General features: G+C 66.0%; 13 protein-coding genes. 7 read left to right on the top strand and 6 right to left on the bottom strand.

Annotation, left to right across the window (positions count from 1 at the left end; all coding sequences use genetic code 11):
* Nucleotides 1-24 precede the first annotated feature (24 nt).
* Nucleotides 25-1,602, bottom strand: a complete 1,578-nt coding sequence (locus R5W23_RS02320) for a phytoene desaturase family protein (RefSeq protein WP_320684930.1) — start codon at nucleotides 1,600-1,602, stop codon at nucleotides 25-27.
* A 104-nt stretch (nucleotides 1,603-1,706) separates the two neighbouring features.
* A complete protein-coding gene (gene crtI, locus R5W23_RS02315) occupies nucleotides 1,707-3,305 on the bottom strand; it encodes a phytoene desaturase family protein (RefSeq protein ID WP_320684929.1) in 1,599 nt (532 codons plus the stop codon).
* A 796-nt stretch (nucleotides 3,306-4,101) separates the two neighbouring features.
* On the opposite strand from crtI, the gene R5W23_RS02310 reads away from it, so the two are divergent.
* The gene (locus R5W23_RS02310) at nucleotides 4,102-5,136 is read left to right on the top strand and encodes a 1-aminocyclopropane-1-carboxylate deaminase/D-cysteine desulfhydrase (protein ID WP_320684928.1); all 1,035 of its coding nucleotides are present in this window, start codon (nucleotides 4,102-4,104) and stop codon (nucleotides 5,134-5,136) included.
* Nucleotides 5,137-5,177: 41 nt separating this feature from the next.
* Complete coding sequence (locus R5W23_RS02305) at nucleotides 5,178-7,436, top strand: DUF1549 and DUF1553 domain-containing protein (protein ID WP_320684927.1); 2,259 nt, start codon at nucleotides 5,178-5,180, stop codon at nucleotides 7,434-7,436.
* 11 nt (nucleotides 7,437-7,447) lie between these two features.
* Here the strand turns inward: R5W23_RS02305 and R5W23_RS02300 are convergent, their stop codons facing one another.
* The 3 genes from R5W23_RS02300 to R5W23_RS02290 form a co-directional block, all read right to left on the bottom strand.
* Entirely contained in the window at nucleotides 7,448-8,827 is a 1,380-nt protein-coding gene (locus tag R5W23_RS02300; RefSeq protein WP_320684926.1) for a YcjX family protein, read from the bottom strand.
* Nucleotides 8,828-8,975: 148 nt separating this feature from the next.
* Nucleotides 8,976-9,605, bottom strand: a complete 630-nt coding sequence (locus R5W23_RS02295; protein WP_320684925.1) for a polysaccharide deacetylase family protein — start codon at nucleotides 9,603-9,605, stop codon at nucleotides 8,976-8,978.
* Nucleotides 9,602-10,684: a glycosyltransferase family 2 protein gene (locus tag R5W23_RS02290; protein ID WP_320684924.1), complete on the bottom strand. Its 1,083-nt coding sequence runs from the start codon at nucleotides 10,682-10,684 to the stop codon at nucleotides 9,602-9,604. Before R5W23_RS02290 ends, R5W23_RS02295 begins: the two co-directional genes overlap by 4 nt.
* A gap of 173 nt (nucleotides 10,685-10,857) precedes the next feature.
* Between R5W23_RS02290 and rpmG the strand changes: the two genes are divergently transcribed.
* The 3 genes from rpmG to R5W23_RS02275 all read left to right on the top strand — a co-directional run bounded on the left by rpmG (nucleotide 10,858) and on the right by R5W23_RS02275 (nucleotide 13,451).
* Nucleotides 10,858-11,028 carry a 50S ribosomal protein L33 gene (gene rpmG, locus R5W23_RS02285; protein ID WP_010037878.1) on the top strand — a complete coding sequence of 57 codons (171 nt, stop codon included), beginning with the start codon at nucleotides 10,858-10,860 and terminating at the stop codon, nucleotides 11,026-11,028.
* Nucleotides 11,029-11,229: 201 nt separating this feature from the next.
* On the top strand, nucleotides 11,230-12,801 hold the full coding sequence (gene aroE / locus R5W23_RS02280; protein WP_320684923.1) for a shikimate dehydrogenase: 1,572 nt from the start codon (nucleotides 11,230-11,232) through the stop codon (nucleotides 12,799-12,801).
* 53 nt (nucleotides 12,802-12,854) lie between these two features.
* The gene (locus R5W23_RS02275) at nucleotides 12,855-13,451 is read left to right on the top strand and encodes a shikimate kinase (protein WP_320684922.1); all 597 of its coding nucleotides are present in this window, start codon (nucleotides 12,855-12,857) and stop codon (nucleotides 13,449-13,451) included.
* Nucleotides 13,452-13,480: 29 nt separating this feature from the next.
* Here R5W23_RS02275 and R5W23_RS02270 read toward each other — a convergent pair whose 3' ends face one another.
* Complete coding sequence (locus tag R5W23_RS02270; RefSeq protein WP_320684921.1) at nucleotides 13,481-14,242, bottom strand: GAF domain-containing protein; 762 nt, start codon at nucleotides 14,240-14,242, stop codon at nucleotides 13,481-13,483.
* Nucleotides 14,243-14,648: 406 nt separating this feature from the next.
* On the opposite strand from R5W23_RS02270, the gene R5W23_RS02265 reads away from it, so the two are divergent.
* Together R5W23_RS02265 and hisH are read left to right on the top strand one after the other, a co-directional pair.
* Nucleotides 14,649-15,824 carry a prepilin peptidase gene (locus tag R5W23_RS02265; RefSeq protein ID WP_320684920.1) on the top strand — a complete coding sequence of 392 codons (1,176 nt, stop codon included), beginning with the start codon at nucleotides 14,649-14,651 and terminating at the stop codon, nucleotides 15,822-15,824.
* Between the two features lie 35 nt (nucleotides 15,825-15,859).
* Entirely contained in the window at nucleotides 15,860-16,471 is a 612-nt protein-coding gene (gene hisH / locus R5W23_RS02260; RefSeq protein ID WP_320684919.1) for an imidazole glycerol phosphate synthase subunit HisH, read from the top strand.
* Nucleotides 16,472-16,506 lie beyond the last annotated feature (35 nt).

Raw genomic sequence — 16,506 nt, 5'->3', positions numbered from 1 at the left:
CGGCACCCTCACTGGATACCTGTATCAGACGCCGGCCGGTTCCGGGGTGCGGGTGTCCTTGGAGGCGACGCCGTCCTGGTCGAGCGCGTCCGCCGCGATCCAGCCGGACATGAGCACCATCGGCATCCCGGGGCCGGGGTGCGCGGCGCCGCCCGCGAGGTAAAGCCCTTTTACGTCCGGCGAGCGGTTGGCGGGCTTGAACGCGCCGTTCCACTTGCCGTGACTCGCCAGCCCGTAGATCGCGCCGTTGAGCACGCGGTAGCGGTCGTGGATGTCCTGCGGGGTGAGGGCCGATTCGTACACGATGCGGCTCTCGATGTCCGGCATCTGGCCGGTCGTCTTGAGCTTGTTCAGAATCACCTGCCGGTACTCGGGCAGCATCTTCTTCCAGTCGTGGTGCGGCCGCAGGTACGGAGCGTGAACCAGGACGTAAAGCGCGTCGCCGCCGGGCGGGGCGGTTTCCGGCTCGGTGCGGGCGGTGGAGGCGATGTAGCAGGTCGGGTCCGGCGCCGGTTCGCCCTTGCGGTAGATGGACTCGAACTCCTCGTGCGGGTCGCGCGAGAACACGAAGTCGTGGTGCAACAGGTGGTCGTAAGCCTTGTTGAGCCCCAGGTAGAGGACCACGCCGGAGCACGCGGGCTCGTAACCGCGGCGCTGCTCGAACCGCTTCGCCGCTTGCGGTGCTTGTTCGCGGAGCAGCTCGCGGTGGGTGCGGGCGCTGTCGGCGTTGGACACCACGGCCGCGAGTTCGATCGTCTCGCCGGTGTCGGTTTCCACCCCACGCACCCGGGCGCCGTTTTGCTCGGTCAGCACCCGCTTGATGCCGGTGTCGGGGCGGTACTCGACGCCCAACTCCTCCCCGAGTTGCACGAGCGCCTCGGGCACCGCGCGGGTGCCGCCCTTCGGGTACCACACGCCCTCGTCGGTCTGCATGTGGGCGATCCCGCACAGCACCGCGGGCGACGACTCGGGGCACGACCCGACGTACTGCGTGAAGTGGTCGAGCATCTGGGCGACCCGCGGGTCCGGGTTGAACTTCCGAACGGTCCCCGCGACCGACCGACCCATGCGCATGTTGAGCACGTCGCTCATGAGTGTGAGCGAGAACCCGGCCCGCCAGTCGATCATGTCGCGCACGGACCCGATCGACTTCCAGAAGTAGTGGCGCTGGGAGATGCGGTTCAGCCGCTCGGAGAGCGCCTGGAAGCGCCGGTAGCCGTCCGCGGACCCGGTGCCGGGGGCGTAGGCGTCGAGGCGGGCGGCCATCGCGTCGGTGTCCTCGATCAGGTCGAGCGAGGTGCCGTCGCTGAAGAAGCAGCGCCACTGCGGGTCGAGCCGGATCAGTTCCAGGTAGTCCTCCAGCCGCCGGCCGGCTTCCGAGAAGATGCGCCGCAGCACCGACGGGATGGTGAGGATCGTCGGCCCCATGTCGAACCGGAACCCGCTCTCGCTCAGGACGGCGGCCTTACCGCCGAGCCACGGGCTCTTCTCGAACAGCGTGACCGAGTACCCGCGGGCCGCGAGCACGCACGCCGACGCCAGCCCGGCGAGTCCGCCGCCGATCACGCCCACGCGATTCCGTTCCGCCGTGTTCCGTGTCATTGTGTCTGATTCGTGTGTGGTGCAGGGTGTTTAAGATTGATGCCGAACCGCGTGACCCGTCGTCGCCGAAACTCACACCGGGCGGAAGACCGGGGTCACCAGCTTCACGCGGTCGGGGCCGACACCGGCAGCTCCGCTGCGCCGGGGACGCCGAGCCATTCGGCGTCGAGTCCGAGGTCGTCGAGCAGCAGCCGGCTGGTGATGCGGGCGGACTCGTAGATCACCGGCAGGCCGCTGCCCGGGTGCGTGCCGCCGCCGACGAGGTACACCCCGCCAAGCTCACTGAAGCGGTTCTGCGGCCGCAGGTGAAGCATCTGGCCCCAGGTGTGCGCCAGGTTGAACGTCGCCCCGCGGTACACGTTGTACCGGTTTTCCCAGTCCGCGGGGGTGACGATTTTCTCGAACCGCACGCGCCGCTCCACGTCCTTCAGTCCAACTTTTTCCAGTTGCCGGAACAGCTTCGCGCGGAACGCGGGCGTTTCCTTCTGCCAGTCCACGTTCGGGTGCTGGTGCGTCACCGGGGCGAGGACGTAAAGCGTACTCATTCCGGGCGGGGCGAGGCCCGGGTCGGTCGGGGTGGCGTTCTGCACGTAAAACGACGGGTCGTCGGACAGGACGTGCCGGTCTTCAATGTCCCGGAGGTTGTTCAGGTAGTCCGCGGACGTGTGGATCGTGTGGTGCGGCACGTTGTCGAACCGACCCTCGACGCCCAGGTACATCATGAACGTCGAGCACGAGAACTTCTTCTTCTCGATCTTCGCGTCGGTCCACTTGCGGCGCAGCCGGTTGGGAACCAGCTTCGTCATCGCGTAGGCGAAGTCGGCGTTCACGACCAGCGCGTCCGCGCGGTGCTCGCCGGTGCGTGTGCGCACCCCCACCGCTTTGCGCCCGTCGAAGAGCACCTCTTCGACTTCTTCGTTGAGCGAGACGCGGACCCCGCACTCGCGGGCGACGCGGGCCATCCCGTCGGACACCGCCGCGCACCCGCCGAGCGGGTGCCACACGCCGTACTCGTATTCGAGGAACGACAGGATCGAGAACAGGCTGGGGCAGTTGAACGGCGACATCCCCAGGTACTTCGATTGGAACGAGAACGCCAGCCGGACGCGCTCGTCACCGAAGTACCGGCCGAGTTCCGAGTCGAGCGACGCCCACGGCCGCAACGTCGGGAACAGCCGCATGAGCTGCCAGCGGACGAGGTCCGTCCAGCCCGAAAAGGGCCGCTCGAGACAGGGCCGGAACAGCTCCATCTTGTGGCGGTTGTCGGCGAGGAACCGGCGGACGTTCGGGGCGTCTTGCGGGCTGATCTTCGCCACTTCGGCTTCGAGCTTCGCCACATCGGGCGTGCAGTCCAGTTGGCCGCCCCCGCCGAACGAGATGCGGTACTGCGGGTCGAGCCGCACCATCGGGATCTCGGTCAGCAGGTCGCGACCGATCAGCTTGAAGATGCGCTCGAGCACCTTCGGGTACAGGAAGAACGTCGGCCCGAGGTCGAACCGGAAGCCCTCCGCTTCCAGTGCCGAGCACCGGCCGCCGACGTGGGGCAACCGCTCCACGACGTGAACGTCCAGGCCGGCTTTCGCGAGGAGCAGCGCCGCCGCCAGACCACCCGGCCCGGCGCCGACGATCAAGACGGACTTGCGGCGGCCGGTCTTCGCGGCGTGCGGGGCGGGGGACAGCGTGGCGACAGACGGCGCGGTCATGCACGATTTCCGTTGGCATCCTTGAACCGGCCGCAGGCGGGCGGGTTCGTGACAGTTTACCGACAGCGGCCACCCGCCGCCGCTGCAAATGCGGAACGCGGGTCTTCTGCCGTCGTCCAGATGTCGCGCGCACGGCACGCTCCTGACATCTGCCGAATAGCGACGGTCTGCGCGGCGGTGAGCCACCAGATGTCGCTTCGCGCAACACACGAGTCGGGGGGCTCCTGTGTGGTTCGGTCGTCGCGACCGAAACGTTGGGCGCGGGCGAGAAAAAGGGCTGGTGAATGAACCGCACCCGGACGACCTCGACCGTTTTCAACTCGATGCGCCTCCGGGCGCGGGCGCTTCGGATTGGGTGCTGGTGGCACACCGGCTGGACATTCGCTGACTCCCGGCTGGTCGCGGACTACCCATTCGCTGGTACGGGGCTACCACCGAATCACCGGTCGCCGAGACCCGCTCGCGGTTCCCGTGCCCGTCGGGGAGAATCCCGATTCCTTCAAGCGGCGGTGCGTAACGTGTTTCGAGACATTCACTTGCCACTGCTGCGGTTCAGTCGGGTGCTTCCACCTCTTCGCGGTCCCGGACGGCGTCAGCCCCTCCAGGTCGCTCGGGCGAACTGCTGGCAGTGCAGCACGATGCCGAAGCCGACCCTCGCCGAGGGCGGCGTTCTGCGAAACCCCGTTCCAGTCTTTATCTTCGACCGTACCTCGCGCCGGGATTCAACCGCTCATATTCCGGGCCAGCGTCCGCCGGCTCAATTACGATGTCTCCACACCGAACGCGGAGAAGAATCATGTCCGGTCCCACGCTCAGTCCGGCGGAGGTGCGCGCCGCCGTCGCAAAGTTACCCCGTGTGCGGCTCGCGCACCTGCCCACGCCGCTCGAAGAACTGCACCGGTTCTCGGCCGCACTCGGTGGGGGCGTGCGCGTCTTTATCAAGCGTGACGATTGCACCGGCCTGGTTCTGGGCGGGAACAAGGCCCGGCACAACGAGTTCCTGTTCGGCGACGCCCTGGCGAGCGGCGCCGACATGTTCGTCTGGGGCGCGCTGGTCCAGTCGAACAACTGCCGCACCACCGCCGCGGCGTGTGCGAAACTCGGGCTGGAGTGCCGCCTTTACCTTTCGCGCGCCCACCAGAAGACGGAACCGCAGGGGAACCTGCTCCTCGACTATCTGGTCGGGGCGCACGTCGAGTTCACGAACGCGAAGATCGGTCCCGAACTGAACGCCCTGCTGGCGGGAAAGGCGGAAGAGTTCCGCGCCGCGGGTCGCAAGCCGTACTTCTGGGACCCGCCGCGGGTGGTGCCGATGGCCGCCGCCAGTTACGCGCTCTGTATGGCCGAACTGACGGAGCAACTCGCGGCGCTGGGCGTGAACCCGGAGGCGTACTACGTGTCGTCCGCAGGGGCGACCGGTGCCGGCGTCGCGCTGGGGAAGTGCCTGTTGGGGCTTTCCGGTCGTGCGCGGCTGATTTGCCCGATGCCGTGGCCGTGGGACATTCCCACCCGGATGGCCGAGGATGCCACCGCCGCGGCCGCGCTAATGGGCCTCCCGCACCGGCTCGCGGCTTCCGATCTCGATGCCGACCAGAGCTACATCGCGCCGGGTTACGGCTTGCCCTCGCCGGCCGGTCAGGAGGCGATGCACCTGCTGGCGACCACCGAAGCCATCCTGACGGACCACGTCTACACCGCGAAGGCGCTCGCGGCGCTGGTGGCTGACGTGCGCGCGGGCCGCTACCCGCGCGGCTCGGCGGTGGCGTTCATCCACACCGGGGGCGTGCCGGCGATCTTCGCGGAGCCCGAGAAAGTGTTGCCCGGTATGTAGTCGGTCGCTTACGCTGGACGCTCTCCGCGGAGACCGCCGTGATGACCCGCCGCGCCGTTCCGGTCGCCCTGCTCGCGCTGGTGCTGCTCGCCGTTGAGTACGCCGGGGGCGAACCGCCGAAGTACGCCGATCCCGAACTGAAGCCGAAGGACCGCGCGCACTGGGCGTTCGTCCCGCCGAAGCGGCCGGTGCTACCGAAGGCGCCACCGGGGGCCAACCCGATCGACGCGCTCGTTCGCGCGCGGCTCGAAACGGAAGGGCTGAAGCCGTCCCCCCGGGCGGACAAGCTCACGCTGATCCGGCGCCTCACGCTCGACCTGACAGGGCTCCCGCCGACGCCCGCTGAGGTCGAGGCGTTTCTGAAGGATGACAGCCCCGGCGCGTACGACAAGCTCGTGGACCGGTTGCTGGCGTCGCCGCACTTCGGCGAGCGATGGGCGACGCACTGGCTCGATGTGGTGCGGTTCGCCGAGACCAACGGGTACGAACTGGACGCCGAGCGGCCGCACGCGTGGCGGTACCGCGATTACGTCGTCAACAGCTTTAACGCCGACAAGCCTTACGATCAGTTCGTGCGCGAGCAGATCGCCGGCGACGAGATGGCGGGCAAAGACGCCAAAAGTCGGCCCGAACTGCTCATCGCCACGGGCCTGCACCGGTGCGGCCCGGTTCACCTCGTGAGCGGGAACCTCGATCAGGAGGTGCTACGCCAGGAGGTGCTCACCGAGATGGTGAACGGAATCGGCTCGACCTTTCTGGGCCTGACGTTCGCTTGCACCCGGTGCCATGACCACAAGTTCGACCCGCTCTCGGCCGGGGATTACTACCGACTTCAGGCGTTCTTCGCCAACGCGAAGTATGCCGACACGGACTTCGCCACAGCGGAGCAGCGCGACGCACGCAACAAACTGGCCGAAGCGATCACCGCGAAGACCGCGCCGCTGAAGAAGCAGATCGCGGAACTCGATGCCCCGGTGCGTGCGAAGGTCGCGAAGGAGAAGCGCGAGAAACTGGAGCCGCGCTTCAAGGACGCCCTTGATGTGCCGGCCGACAAACGCACTCCGGCGCAGAAGACCCTCGCCGCGCAGGCGAAAACGCTCACGAACGTGAGCTGGGATGAGGTGCTCGCCGCGATGGCACCGGATCATCTTGCGACGCGCGCGAAGCTCCGGGAGCAACTTCACGCGCTCGAAGCCCGTATGCCCCCGCCGACACCGGCGGCGTGGGCGATCGAGAACTCGGGACGCGCGAAAACCCACGTCCTTCGACGCGGCGAGGCGCATCTGAAATCGGTGGAGGTGCAGCCCGGCCTGCCGCGTGTGCTCGTTCAGGGTGATGCGTCGGTTCCAAAGACCCGACGCGAACTGGCGGACTGGCTCACAACGCCCGACCACCCGTTAACGGCGCGGGTGATCGTGAACCGGCTGTGGCAGCACCACTTCGGCCGCGGGCTCGTGGCCACGCCCAACGACTTCGGCACCCGGGGCGACCGCCCGACGCACCCGGAACTGCTCGACTGGCTGGCGACCGAACTCGTTGAGTCGAAGTGGAGTTTGAAGTGCATCCACCGACTGATCGTGACCAGCGAAACCTACCGCCAGTCGGCGACCGCCGACGGCGAGTCGAAGGCCGATCCCGACAACAAGCTGTTATGGCGGATGAACCGCCGGCGCCTCGAGGCGGAGGCCGTGCGCGATTCGATCCTGGGGGCCGCGGGGACCCTGAACCGAGAACTCGGCGGGCCGTCCGTGAAAGTGCCCCTGGAGCCCGAAGTGTACGACCTCATTTTCACCGAGGGCGAGCCCGACGGCTTGTGGCCGGTCACGCCCGATGCGAGGCAGCACACGCGCCGCTCACTGTACCTGTTCAACAAGCGGAACGTGCGGCAACCGCTGCTCGAAGCGTTCGACCAGCCCGACACGCTCAACTCGTGCGCCGCCCGCCCGGTCAGCACATTCGCCCCGCAGGCGCTGATCCTGATGAACAGCCCGTTCGTTCACGATCAGGCGAAGGCGCTTGCGCTGACGCTGTTCGAGGAAACGGGGAGCGACTCCGTGAGGCAGGTCGAGGCGCTGTACCGTCGCGCCGTCGGCCGCGCGCCGAATGCGACGGAGCGGTCTCTCGCGGCGGAGTTCTTGAAGGAGCAGGCCGAAACCGTGCGCGAACGCATTCGTGCGAAGGTGCCGGTCGGGATTGATTCGGCGGCGATTCCCAAGGGGGCTGAACTTGCGCAGGTCCGGGCGCTCGCGGACCTGTGCGTGGTGGTGTTCAACACGCACGAGTTCGTGTACATCCCGTGACGCTCGGGCCGTCAGTCGATGATGAACGTGGCGAGCTTGTCGAGGTTCACCTGATCCGGCGGGTAGTCCTTTCGCGTGGGCACCCGCGGGTAGACCTCGGGGAACGTGTACTGCCCGGCGGGCCACTCCGATGGCCAGTCGTTGGGCAACTCGGACGAGGTGAACCGCTGCTCGGCGCCCGGGGGAACTTTCCGACCGTCGGCGCCGCGCAGCGGTGTGCCCACCAGCACCCGCGGGCCACCGGGCTCGGCGGCCAGGGCTTTGGTCGACACCACCGACGACACGTTGAAGAACTGCGACCGCAGCCCGTCGCGGTCGGTGGCGAACCGCTCCACCATGCGGCGCGTGAGCAACTGCATCCGGTCGCGGTCGAGCGGGTGAACGAGGTCCAGTTTCGGCGCCACGAACGCGACCCGGGTGATCCAGCCCGGGCGCCACGAGTGCGGCAGGAACACCTTGCTCAGCCCGCGCGCCAGCGGGCCGAATACGGTGTTCTCCCCCGGCTCGAGTACGTCGAACAGGTCGCGGACGATTTGCCGGTTGTCGTCGTACATGCCGACCCCGCCGGCCAGGAGCATTGTGACATCGACCAGCACCACGAGGGCCGTACACGACCGGAACGCCGCGACGGTCGGCACGACCACCTGCTCCACGTAGCGCTCGTAGTGACTGGCAAACTGCTCGAACAGTGCGGTGCCCCCGCGCCGGAGAGCGGCCGGCAGCGGGCAGAACTGCGAGTCGGCGTCGAGGCCGCAGAACCGCGCCTCGGCCAGCGCCTCCGGTGCCATCGGCCGGGCCGCTTGGCCCTTCGTGTCGAGCAGAAACGTGGAGGGCGAGATGAGCGGCTTGTAACGCAGGATCAGGTTCGCGAGCGCGAGGCGGTACGCCGCCAGAAGTTCTTTCGCGGTCACCTGGGGGGTCTTGAGCGCGTCGAGAAACGCCGCGGAGCAGTCCCGGTAGGCGGTATCGTTGGCGATCAGGTTCAGCACCCGCTCGGACCACCCGGTGAAGTCGCGGCCCAGCATCGCCGCGTCCGCGATCCGCTCGCCCGGGAGGTCGTACAGCTTCAGCAGGCAGTCGCTGAACGTCCAGTCGGAGCGCTCGAACTGGCACACGAACTGGGACCGGTCGGTACTCTTCGCGGGCCACCGGCCGGCGTTGACCAGCGCGTCGCGGTGCCCGCTGTAGTTGAACGGCACCCAGCCTTCGTCGGACTCCTTGACGGTGAACTTGCGGAGCTGTGTACCGGGCTTGCCGAGCGGGAACCGATCCGGATCGTGGTCCTGGAGGTGGTTGATGAGCGACGTGAGCAGTACCGTTTTGCCGGAGTTGTACAGCCCGACCACCCCGACACGCGCTTCGGTGGTTTTGATGCCGCGGAAGATGCTCATGTGGCCCTCGGTCCGAGAGTCGATGCCGTGAGTGGTATTCGTTGTACCACACGAGCCCTTACCTGCCGTGGGACGGAATTCGCGCGCGGCGGACCTGTACGTGGCCGCGTTCGGTTGCGCCGCTCGTGTTCCACAAGGTTGGCGCGGCTTATCTCGGCTGCCGAGTCGTCGATGGGTTGTTCGGTAGCAGCTGGCGTTGGGCGAGGGCCGGTAACAGGATGTCGAGAATCGGCGCGATCCACTGGTGGTCATCGTGGAACAGAATGATGTCGCCGGGGCGGACGAGTGCCAGTACCTCGTTTGCGCACCGCCTCGCGTCCGCCGCGTTTCGGCACCGCCAGTCGCCGCTGTCTAGCGACCAGGACATACATCGTAACCCGAGCTGCCGAGCCGCGAGCCACAGCCCCGGGGTCAGCTTACCGAGTGGCGGGCGGAACAGGGTTGCATGCGGTACGAGCAACTGGCACCGGCGCACGTCATCGATTGACGCGCGAAACTCACGCCAGCGCGGGACGGCGTGGCCGAACGTGTGGTTCCCGATCGCATGCCCATGACCCCGGACCTGTTCGACCAGCGCCGGTTCGGTGATTCGATTGCCGACCAGAAAGAACGCGGCCGACGCCCCGAACGCGGAAAGGCGCTCGAGCACCGCTGGCGTGTGTTCGGGGTGTGGGCCGTCATCGAAGGTGAGCAACACCTGCGTGCCCGCGATGCGGGTTTGGCTGAACGGGGCCAGCGCGGCACGCTTCGCCCAGTGGGTCCGTCGGGCGAAAGTCATGCGGCGCGTCGGCCCCCGTCTGGCCGGTGGGAACGGTCCCATGTGGGGGGGCGACGGAACGCGGCCCCGAGGGTGACGAACCCGAGCCGGGCAACCACTCCCGGGGCACGTAAGAGCAGGCCGGCACGGGTGCGCGTGACGCCGACGGCCCACACCGCACGAAGGTACAGTAGTCCAAGCGTGGTCAGAAGAGCGGCGGGCCAGGCGAGGTACCCACACAGAGCGCCCACCGCGACCGCTGCCACGATGTAGCCCAGCACCAGCGGCTTGCTCGCGAGCAACCCGGCCCCGCTCCACCTCCTGCGCTGGCGGCACAGCTCTGCAACCCCCGCCGGCGCCTCGCAGGACACCTGCGCTTCCGCGCAGTACCGAACGCGAACCCCGGCGCGCCGAAGGCGTGCGGCGTATTCGGCGTCTTCGACCGCGCTGAACGCGGTCCAGGGGATGCGTTCCAGCAGTCCCCGTCCGAACGCCATCCCGGTGCCGCGGAGGGGCACCGAGAAGCCGAGTGCGTCCCACCCGGCGGCGGTGAGGGCGTCGAACGCGGCGCCCACCGCCGCGACAAACCCGCCGGGGCCGTCGTCTGCGTTCGCCGACTGCACGGCCGCCTGAACCGCTTCCGCACCCGCCGCGAAAGCGGCGTCGAGTGCTCCGAGTGCGTCCGTGCTCATCTCACAATCGGCATCGAGGACTAGGACCGCGTCGGGCGCGTGCCGAAGGGCGTGCTCCAAACCGAAGGCGAGTGCGAAGCCTTTCCCGCGCCGGTCCGGTTCGGCCCGCTCGGAACACTCCGCGCCGAACGCGCGGGCGACGTTCGCCGTCTGGTCGGTGCAGTTGTCCGCGACCACCAGTACCCGCACCAACTCCGGCGGGTACTGGAGAGCCGCGAGGCTCCGAAGTGTTCGTGGGAGCGTGTCTTCTTCGTTGTGGGCCGGGACGAGAACGGTGAAGGTGCGGGTCGGTCGGCGGCGCGGTACGAATGACCGGCGGCGCAACCCCGCAAGCGCGGGAACGAGATAACCCAGGCATGCCAGCGTCGCGGGGACGAGGCACCCCCAGGCCGCGATGGTCGCGACCATTCACACGTTCCGGAAAAGAAAGTCGGTTCAGCCGCACATACCCACCCACGAGCGAGCCCGCAAGCCAGATTCCGAAACGCACCTCCACGCCGCGACGTGCGGCCAATATCATGTAGCTTCTATCCCGGCTCCGTGGCCGGTCCACGCACTCAACTCCCTTGAGGGTAAACGAAATGGCGAAGTCGAAAGAAGCACGCAGCATCATCAAGCTGAAGAGCGAAGCCAGCGACCACTGCTACTTCACTCAGAAAAACCGGAACAACACCAAGGAGCGCATCTCGCTCCGGAAGTTCGACCCGGTCGTGCGCCGTCACGTCATGTACAAGGAAGCGAGCAAGGTGTAACCCGCCCGCCACTGACCGGAATTCTGAACCAGATCGACGAAATCCGAAAGAACCGCGCGGACCCAGGCCATCCCGGCTTGGGTCCGTGTTTTCTGCCTGTGGTGGCTCACACGCCGCGCCCGTCCCGTGTAAGTTGGTGGGAGCGTAGGTTCCGTATTCCTCCCTCCTTCCCCTTTCGAATCCTCCGCTAGAGGGGACACTATGTCGTCGGATCGGGTGCTCGTGGTCATCGGCCGGACCCGCCACAAGATGGTCGTGGCCGAACTGCAAGAGGCGGTCAAACGCGGCGCCAAGTTCATCGAGTTGCGGCTCGACTTCCTCGCCAAGGCCGTAGATTTCAAGCGCCTCACCCCCTTGAAGCAGTGCCCGTGGGTTGCCACCTTGCGCCGCCCGTCGGACGGTGGGCGGTTCTCCGGCAACGAGCAAGAGCGGATGATGATCATCCGCCAGGCGATCGCGTCCGGCGCGTTCGAGTGGGTCGATCTCGAAACCGATATCGCCGGCGCGGTGCCGCGGTACGGTAAAGTCAAGCGGATCGTCAGCTATCACAACACCGCGGAGACGCCGGCGAACCTCGACGACATTTTCGCCGACATGCTCAAGCAGGACGCCGACGTCTACAAGATCGCGGTGGCCGCCCAGTCTCCCGCTGATGTCGCCAAGGTGCTGCACCTGCAACGCACCGCCCCGAAGCCGACGGTGGCGTTCTGTATGGGCGACATCGGGCAGCCGACCCGGTTTCTGGCGCTCAAGTTCGGGGCGCCGTGGATCTATGCGGCTTTTAACAAAGAACGCGGCATCGCGCCGGGGTTGCCCAGCTTCGACGAGTTCCGAACGACTTATCCCGTTCAGGAAATCACCGCGGACACGCAAATCTTCGGCGTACTCGGCGATCCTGTGGGGCACAGCCTCAGCCCGCTGCTGCACAACCACATGTACCGCAAACTTGGTGTGAACGCGCTGTACCTGCCGTTCCAGGTGCCGCGTGGTCAACTCTCGCAAGCGCTCGAGGTGTACGGGCAGATCCCGGTTCGCGGGTACAGTGTCACGATCCCGCATAAGGAAGCCGCCGCCATCCTCGCCAAAGAGGCCGAGCCGACGGTGCCTTTCACCGGGTCGGCGAACACGCTCGTGCGCCGCGACGACGGCGCCTTCGCCGCCGCCAACACCGACCTCGGTGCGATCCTCGACTCACTCAAGGCGCACCTCGCCCAGAAGTCCAAAGACGGCCCGGTGGTGCAGCTGAGCCAACTGTCGGTGCTGATCCTGGGGGCCGGCGGGGCGGCCCGGTCCGCTGCTTACGGGATGCACCGGGAGGGGGCGCAGATAACAATATCGGCCAGAACGTATGATCGGGCGCAGAAGCTTGCCGAGGACGTGAAGTGTAAGGCGGTGGACTGGCACGCCCGGCACAACGTCAACTTCGACGTACTCATCAACTGCACGCCCGTCGGGATGCACCCCAACGTGGACGAATCGCCGTGCCACTTCAGCGTCCTGAAGCCGGGTGCGATCGTATTCGACACGATTTACCGGCCGGAAACGACCCTGCTTATCCGCGAAGCCCGCGCGCGGGGCTGTGATACCATCACCGGCGTAGACATGTTTGTTCGGCAAGCGGCCCGGCAAATCGAGTTGTTCACAGGCCATATTCCTGACACCGAAGCCATGCGGACGATCATGCGGAAGGCCCTCTCGCCGCTGACCAAGGCATTTGACGAGGAGACGACCCAGGCGCCCGCCGGTGAGGACGCCGTCAGCGCGGACGAGTAACGACGCGACCACGACGGTAGTCAGGGATTTCTGGCACTGATGAAGGGGGCCGTGTGACCGGTGGAGCGACTGTACACTCCGACGTAATTGTTCTGGTAGGGTATCGAGGGACTGGAAAATCGACCGTGGGGCGGTTGCTCGCGGAACGGTTGGGATGGACGTTCTTCGATACCGACGACCACGTTGAAGCGGCTGCGGGAAAATCGATTCGGGAGATTTTCGCGACGGATGGCGAGTTCACGTTTCGAGAGCGCGAATCCGAGTCGCTCGCTCAACTGTGCAAGCGAATTTCATGTGTAATCGCAACCGGCGGCGGCGCGGTGCTCCGCGAATCGAACCGGGAACTGCTCAAAAACAGCGGCTTCGTCGCGTGGCTAACGGCAAGGCCGGAAACCGTACTCGCCCGACTTCAAAGTGACCCCACAACCGGGGAGCGCCGGCCGAACCTGACTGCTGCTGGCGGTGAGGAGGAGGTGCGGGCACTGATTGCGTTCCGTGAGCCACTGTACCGCGCAGTAGCGAGTTGTGAGGTGGCGACCGATGCCCTGACACCGGAGGCGCTGACGGACGCGATCTTGAGTGCGTGGGCCGAGCCGCAACGTGATCGAGGAGCGGATCACTTCGATCTAAGTTCAGGATCCGGGTGCTGAAACGATCTGGGTAGGACCGCCGCGCGCTCTCAAACCTCTTTTGCAATCTTCCGGCCACGTGCCGCGCGGTCGGCGCTAATCTGGGCCAGTCCTTCGGGGCTCAGCCCGTGAGTGACGTGTACTCCGTAACACAACTCCAATAGTTCCTCGATTGCCACCCACCGACCACCGATTTCGAACCGCTTCGTAAGGAAACACATCCGGAGGAGTTCGCCCGGCGTAGCCGGATTCGCCGTATCACGCAGGCGCGCGTTTTCACCCTCCAACAAGTTCGCAATCCCGCGAGCTTTGTTCACTTCGGCCTGCGATTCGAGGTATTCAAGAGCCAAGGCGGTCGAGTCGGCGAGCGATTGAAGCCACCGCACCTCGGTCGCTGTCGGGCGGGCCGTGTTCGCCCAGTACACGGCCAGTGCGCCAACGGGACCGAGTGAGCGAATCGGGACTACTGCCAAGCTCTTGACGAACGTCGGTCGGTACGCGTCGTGCGGGATCCGGTCGTCGGCATAAATGTCAGGTATCAGAGCCGGTTGGCGGTTGAGCATCACCCATCCGCTGATGCACGCCTCCAGCGGGAACCGCTTGCCCTTCCACAGCGGGGCGATGGCGTCCTCGTCGACGTAGTAACACTTGTCCTCGTCGCGGAGAATGAAGCACGCACCGTCGGCGCCGGTGAGCCGCCGGGCCACGACTTTCGCGACCTCGGTCACTTCGGCCAGTGAGCGGACCGACGAGAGACGCTGAACCGCCTCGAGCAAGCAGTCCGTTTGGTCGAGCCGCGGGAGAGCGTTCACAGTTGGTTCTCCGACCAAGGTAATCAATGATTTTAGCTCACGGCAACACCGCCGGACGGCCTGAATCCGATCGGAATTGCGAACACGAGAAGCTAGCCACAACGTGAGAACCAGAACACAGTCGGGCGAACCGCTCAGCCGGCCGCGGCGGGCGTTCGCGACCTCATTCATCACACGTTTTCGGCCTCACGGATGAGACGTTCGCGAGGGGCGAGAGTTCCAGAACGACCAGAGACCGGATACGGAACCGCTGTCGGACGATTATTGCCGCGGTTGACCCCGGTTCAGCGGGGCGATCCGGGTTCCGCTTTGGCCGAATATTGGGAGGCTCGGTATAGTTGTCGGTGGCGACACAAACGCGGAACGATCGCCGCCCCCCAGAAATTGTCAACGGTGTCCACACGTCATGGACTGGTGGTTCCATTTCCCGGCCGTGTTCTGGTGCGTGACGGTCTTCACCCTCGGGCTGATGATCGGGTCGTTCCTGAACGTTGTGATCGCCCGGCTGCCGTACGAAAAGAGTCTCGTGTGGCCGGCGTCGCGGTGCTTCGCGTGTTATCAACCGATCCGGCTCACGGACAACATCCCGATCGTGGGGTTTTTACGCCTCCGCGGTCGGTGTCGGGCGTGTGGTGCATCGTTTTCCGCCCGGTACCTGTGGGTGGAGATCGGAACCGGGGTCGCGTTCTTGGCCCTGTTCCTCGCCGAGGTGCTGTTCAACTGGTCCGGCATTCCGGGCATGAAGTACAACTACCTTGGTGCCGACGGGGCGTTCCCCCCGGCACGGTTCTGGGCGCTCTTCCTGTACCATGCCACCCTACTGTCGGGCTTGATCGCCGCCGCCGCCATAGACGCCGAACACCGCATCATTCCGGCGCAGGTGACCTATACGGTAATGGCGGTCGGGGTGATCGGCGGTGTGCTCATGCCGTGGCCGTGGCCCCAACCTGCTAACTCCGTTGACATCATTCCACCCCATTTCACATCTTGGATCCTCGATGACCTAGCGGGCAAGATTCCGGTCGGTGTTCAGCCCTGGCCGTTTTGGGGGCCGACGTTCGAGTTCGCCCCCCCGGGGAGTTGGAAAATGGGATTGCTCAACAGCGTGATCGGTGCGTTCGTTGGGTCCCTTGTCGTTCGAGCGACCAAGTGGTTTTTCGAAACCGGTTTCGGCCGCGAAGCGCTTGGGTTGGGTGACGCGGACTTGCTGATGATGGCCGGCGCATTCCTCGGCTGGCAGATCCCGATGCTGTCGCTGTTCACCGGCGCGGTCGCCGCGCTGGTGCTGAAAGTGTTCGAATCGGTGTTTTGGAACTCGGCTCCGGCCGAGGGCCAAGGTTCGTCCACCGGAACCCCGGTGAGCGGACCGGTACAACCCCGCGAGTTACCGTTCGGCCCCGGGCTGGCGATCGGTGTCGTCGTGACGTGGTTCGCGTGGCCGTGGCTCGGCCCGAAACTACAGTTCCCGTTCTTTGACGGGACCACGATGCTCCTGTTGTGCGGGTTCATGGGTGTCGGGTTGTTGGCCGCCGCGCTGTTCATGCGCCGTCCGGCAGAGGCGCCCTTGACCGCGGTAAAATAGTCTCGAAGTGCGTTTCCCCCAATGAGGTATGCTCGATGACAACGCTGATCGTGGATTACGGAATGGCGAACCTGCGGAGCGTCCAGAAGGCGTTCGAGCAGGTCGGCCATAACGCCACGATCAGCGGTGACCCGAAGCATCTGGCGACGGCGTCGCGTGTGGTGCTGCCGGGGGTGGGCGCGTTTCGAGACGCCATTGCTCGGCTGCGCGAGACCGGGCTCGACGATGCCGTGCGCCGCCACATCGACGCGGGCCGCCCGTTCCTCGGCATCTGCCTCGGGATGCAGTTGCTTTTCTCGCGCAGTCACGAAGACGGTGTTCACGTCGGGTTGAACGTGTTTCAGGGGGATGTCGTCAAGTTTCCCCCATCGCCGGCGCTGAAAGTGCCGCACATGGGCTGGAACACATTGAAACTGACCAAGCCCGATTGTCCACTGCTCCGCGGGCTGTCCGGCGATCCCGCGGTCTATTTCGTCCACTCGTATTTCGCTACCCCAGCTGCGAGTGAAATCGTTGCGGCGACCGCCGACTATCCCGCACCGTTCTGCTCAGTGGTGTGGAAGGGTAACGTCTACGCGACACAGTTTCACCCCGAGAAAAGTCAGCGGATTGGTGTTCAGATGCTCCGCAACTTTTCCTCTCTGTGATTTGTGACGCAGGACGTGCCGGCCGAAAACCGCCA

Source organism: Gemmata algarum (genome assembly GCF_034097035.1).
Classification (GTDB): domain Bacteria; phylum Planctomycetota; class Planctomycetia; order Gemmatales; family Gemmataceae; genus Gemmata; species Gemmata algarum.
This window is presented reverse-complemented; position numbering and strand designations above follow the sequence as displayed.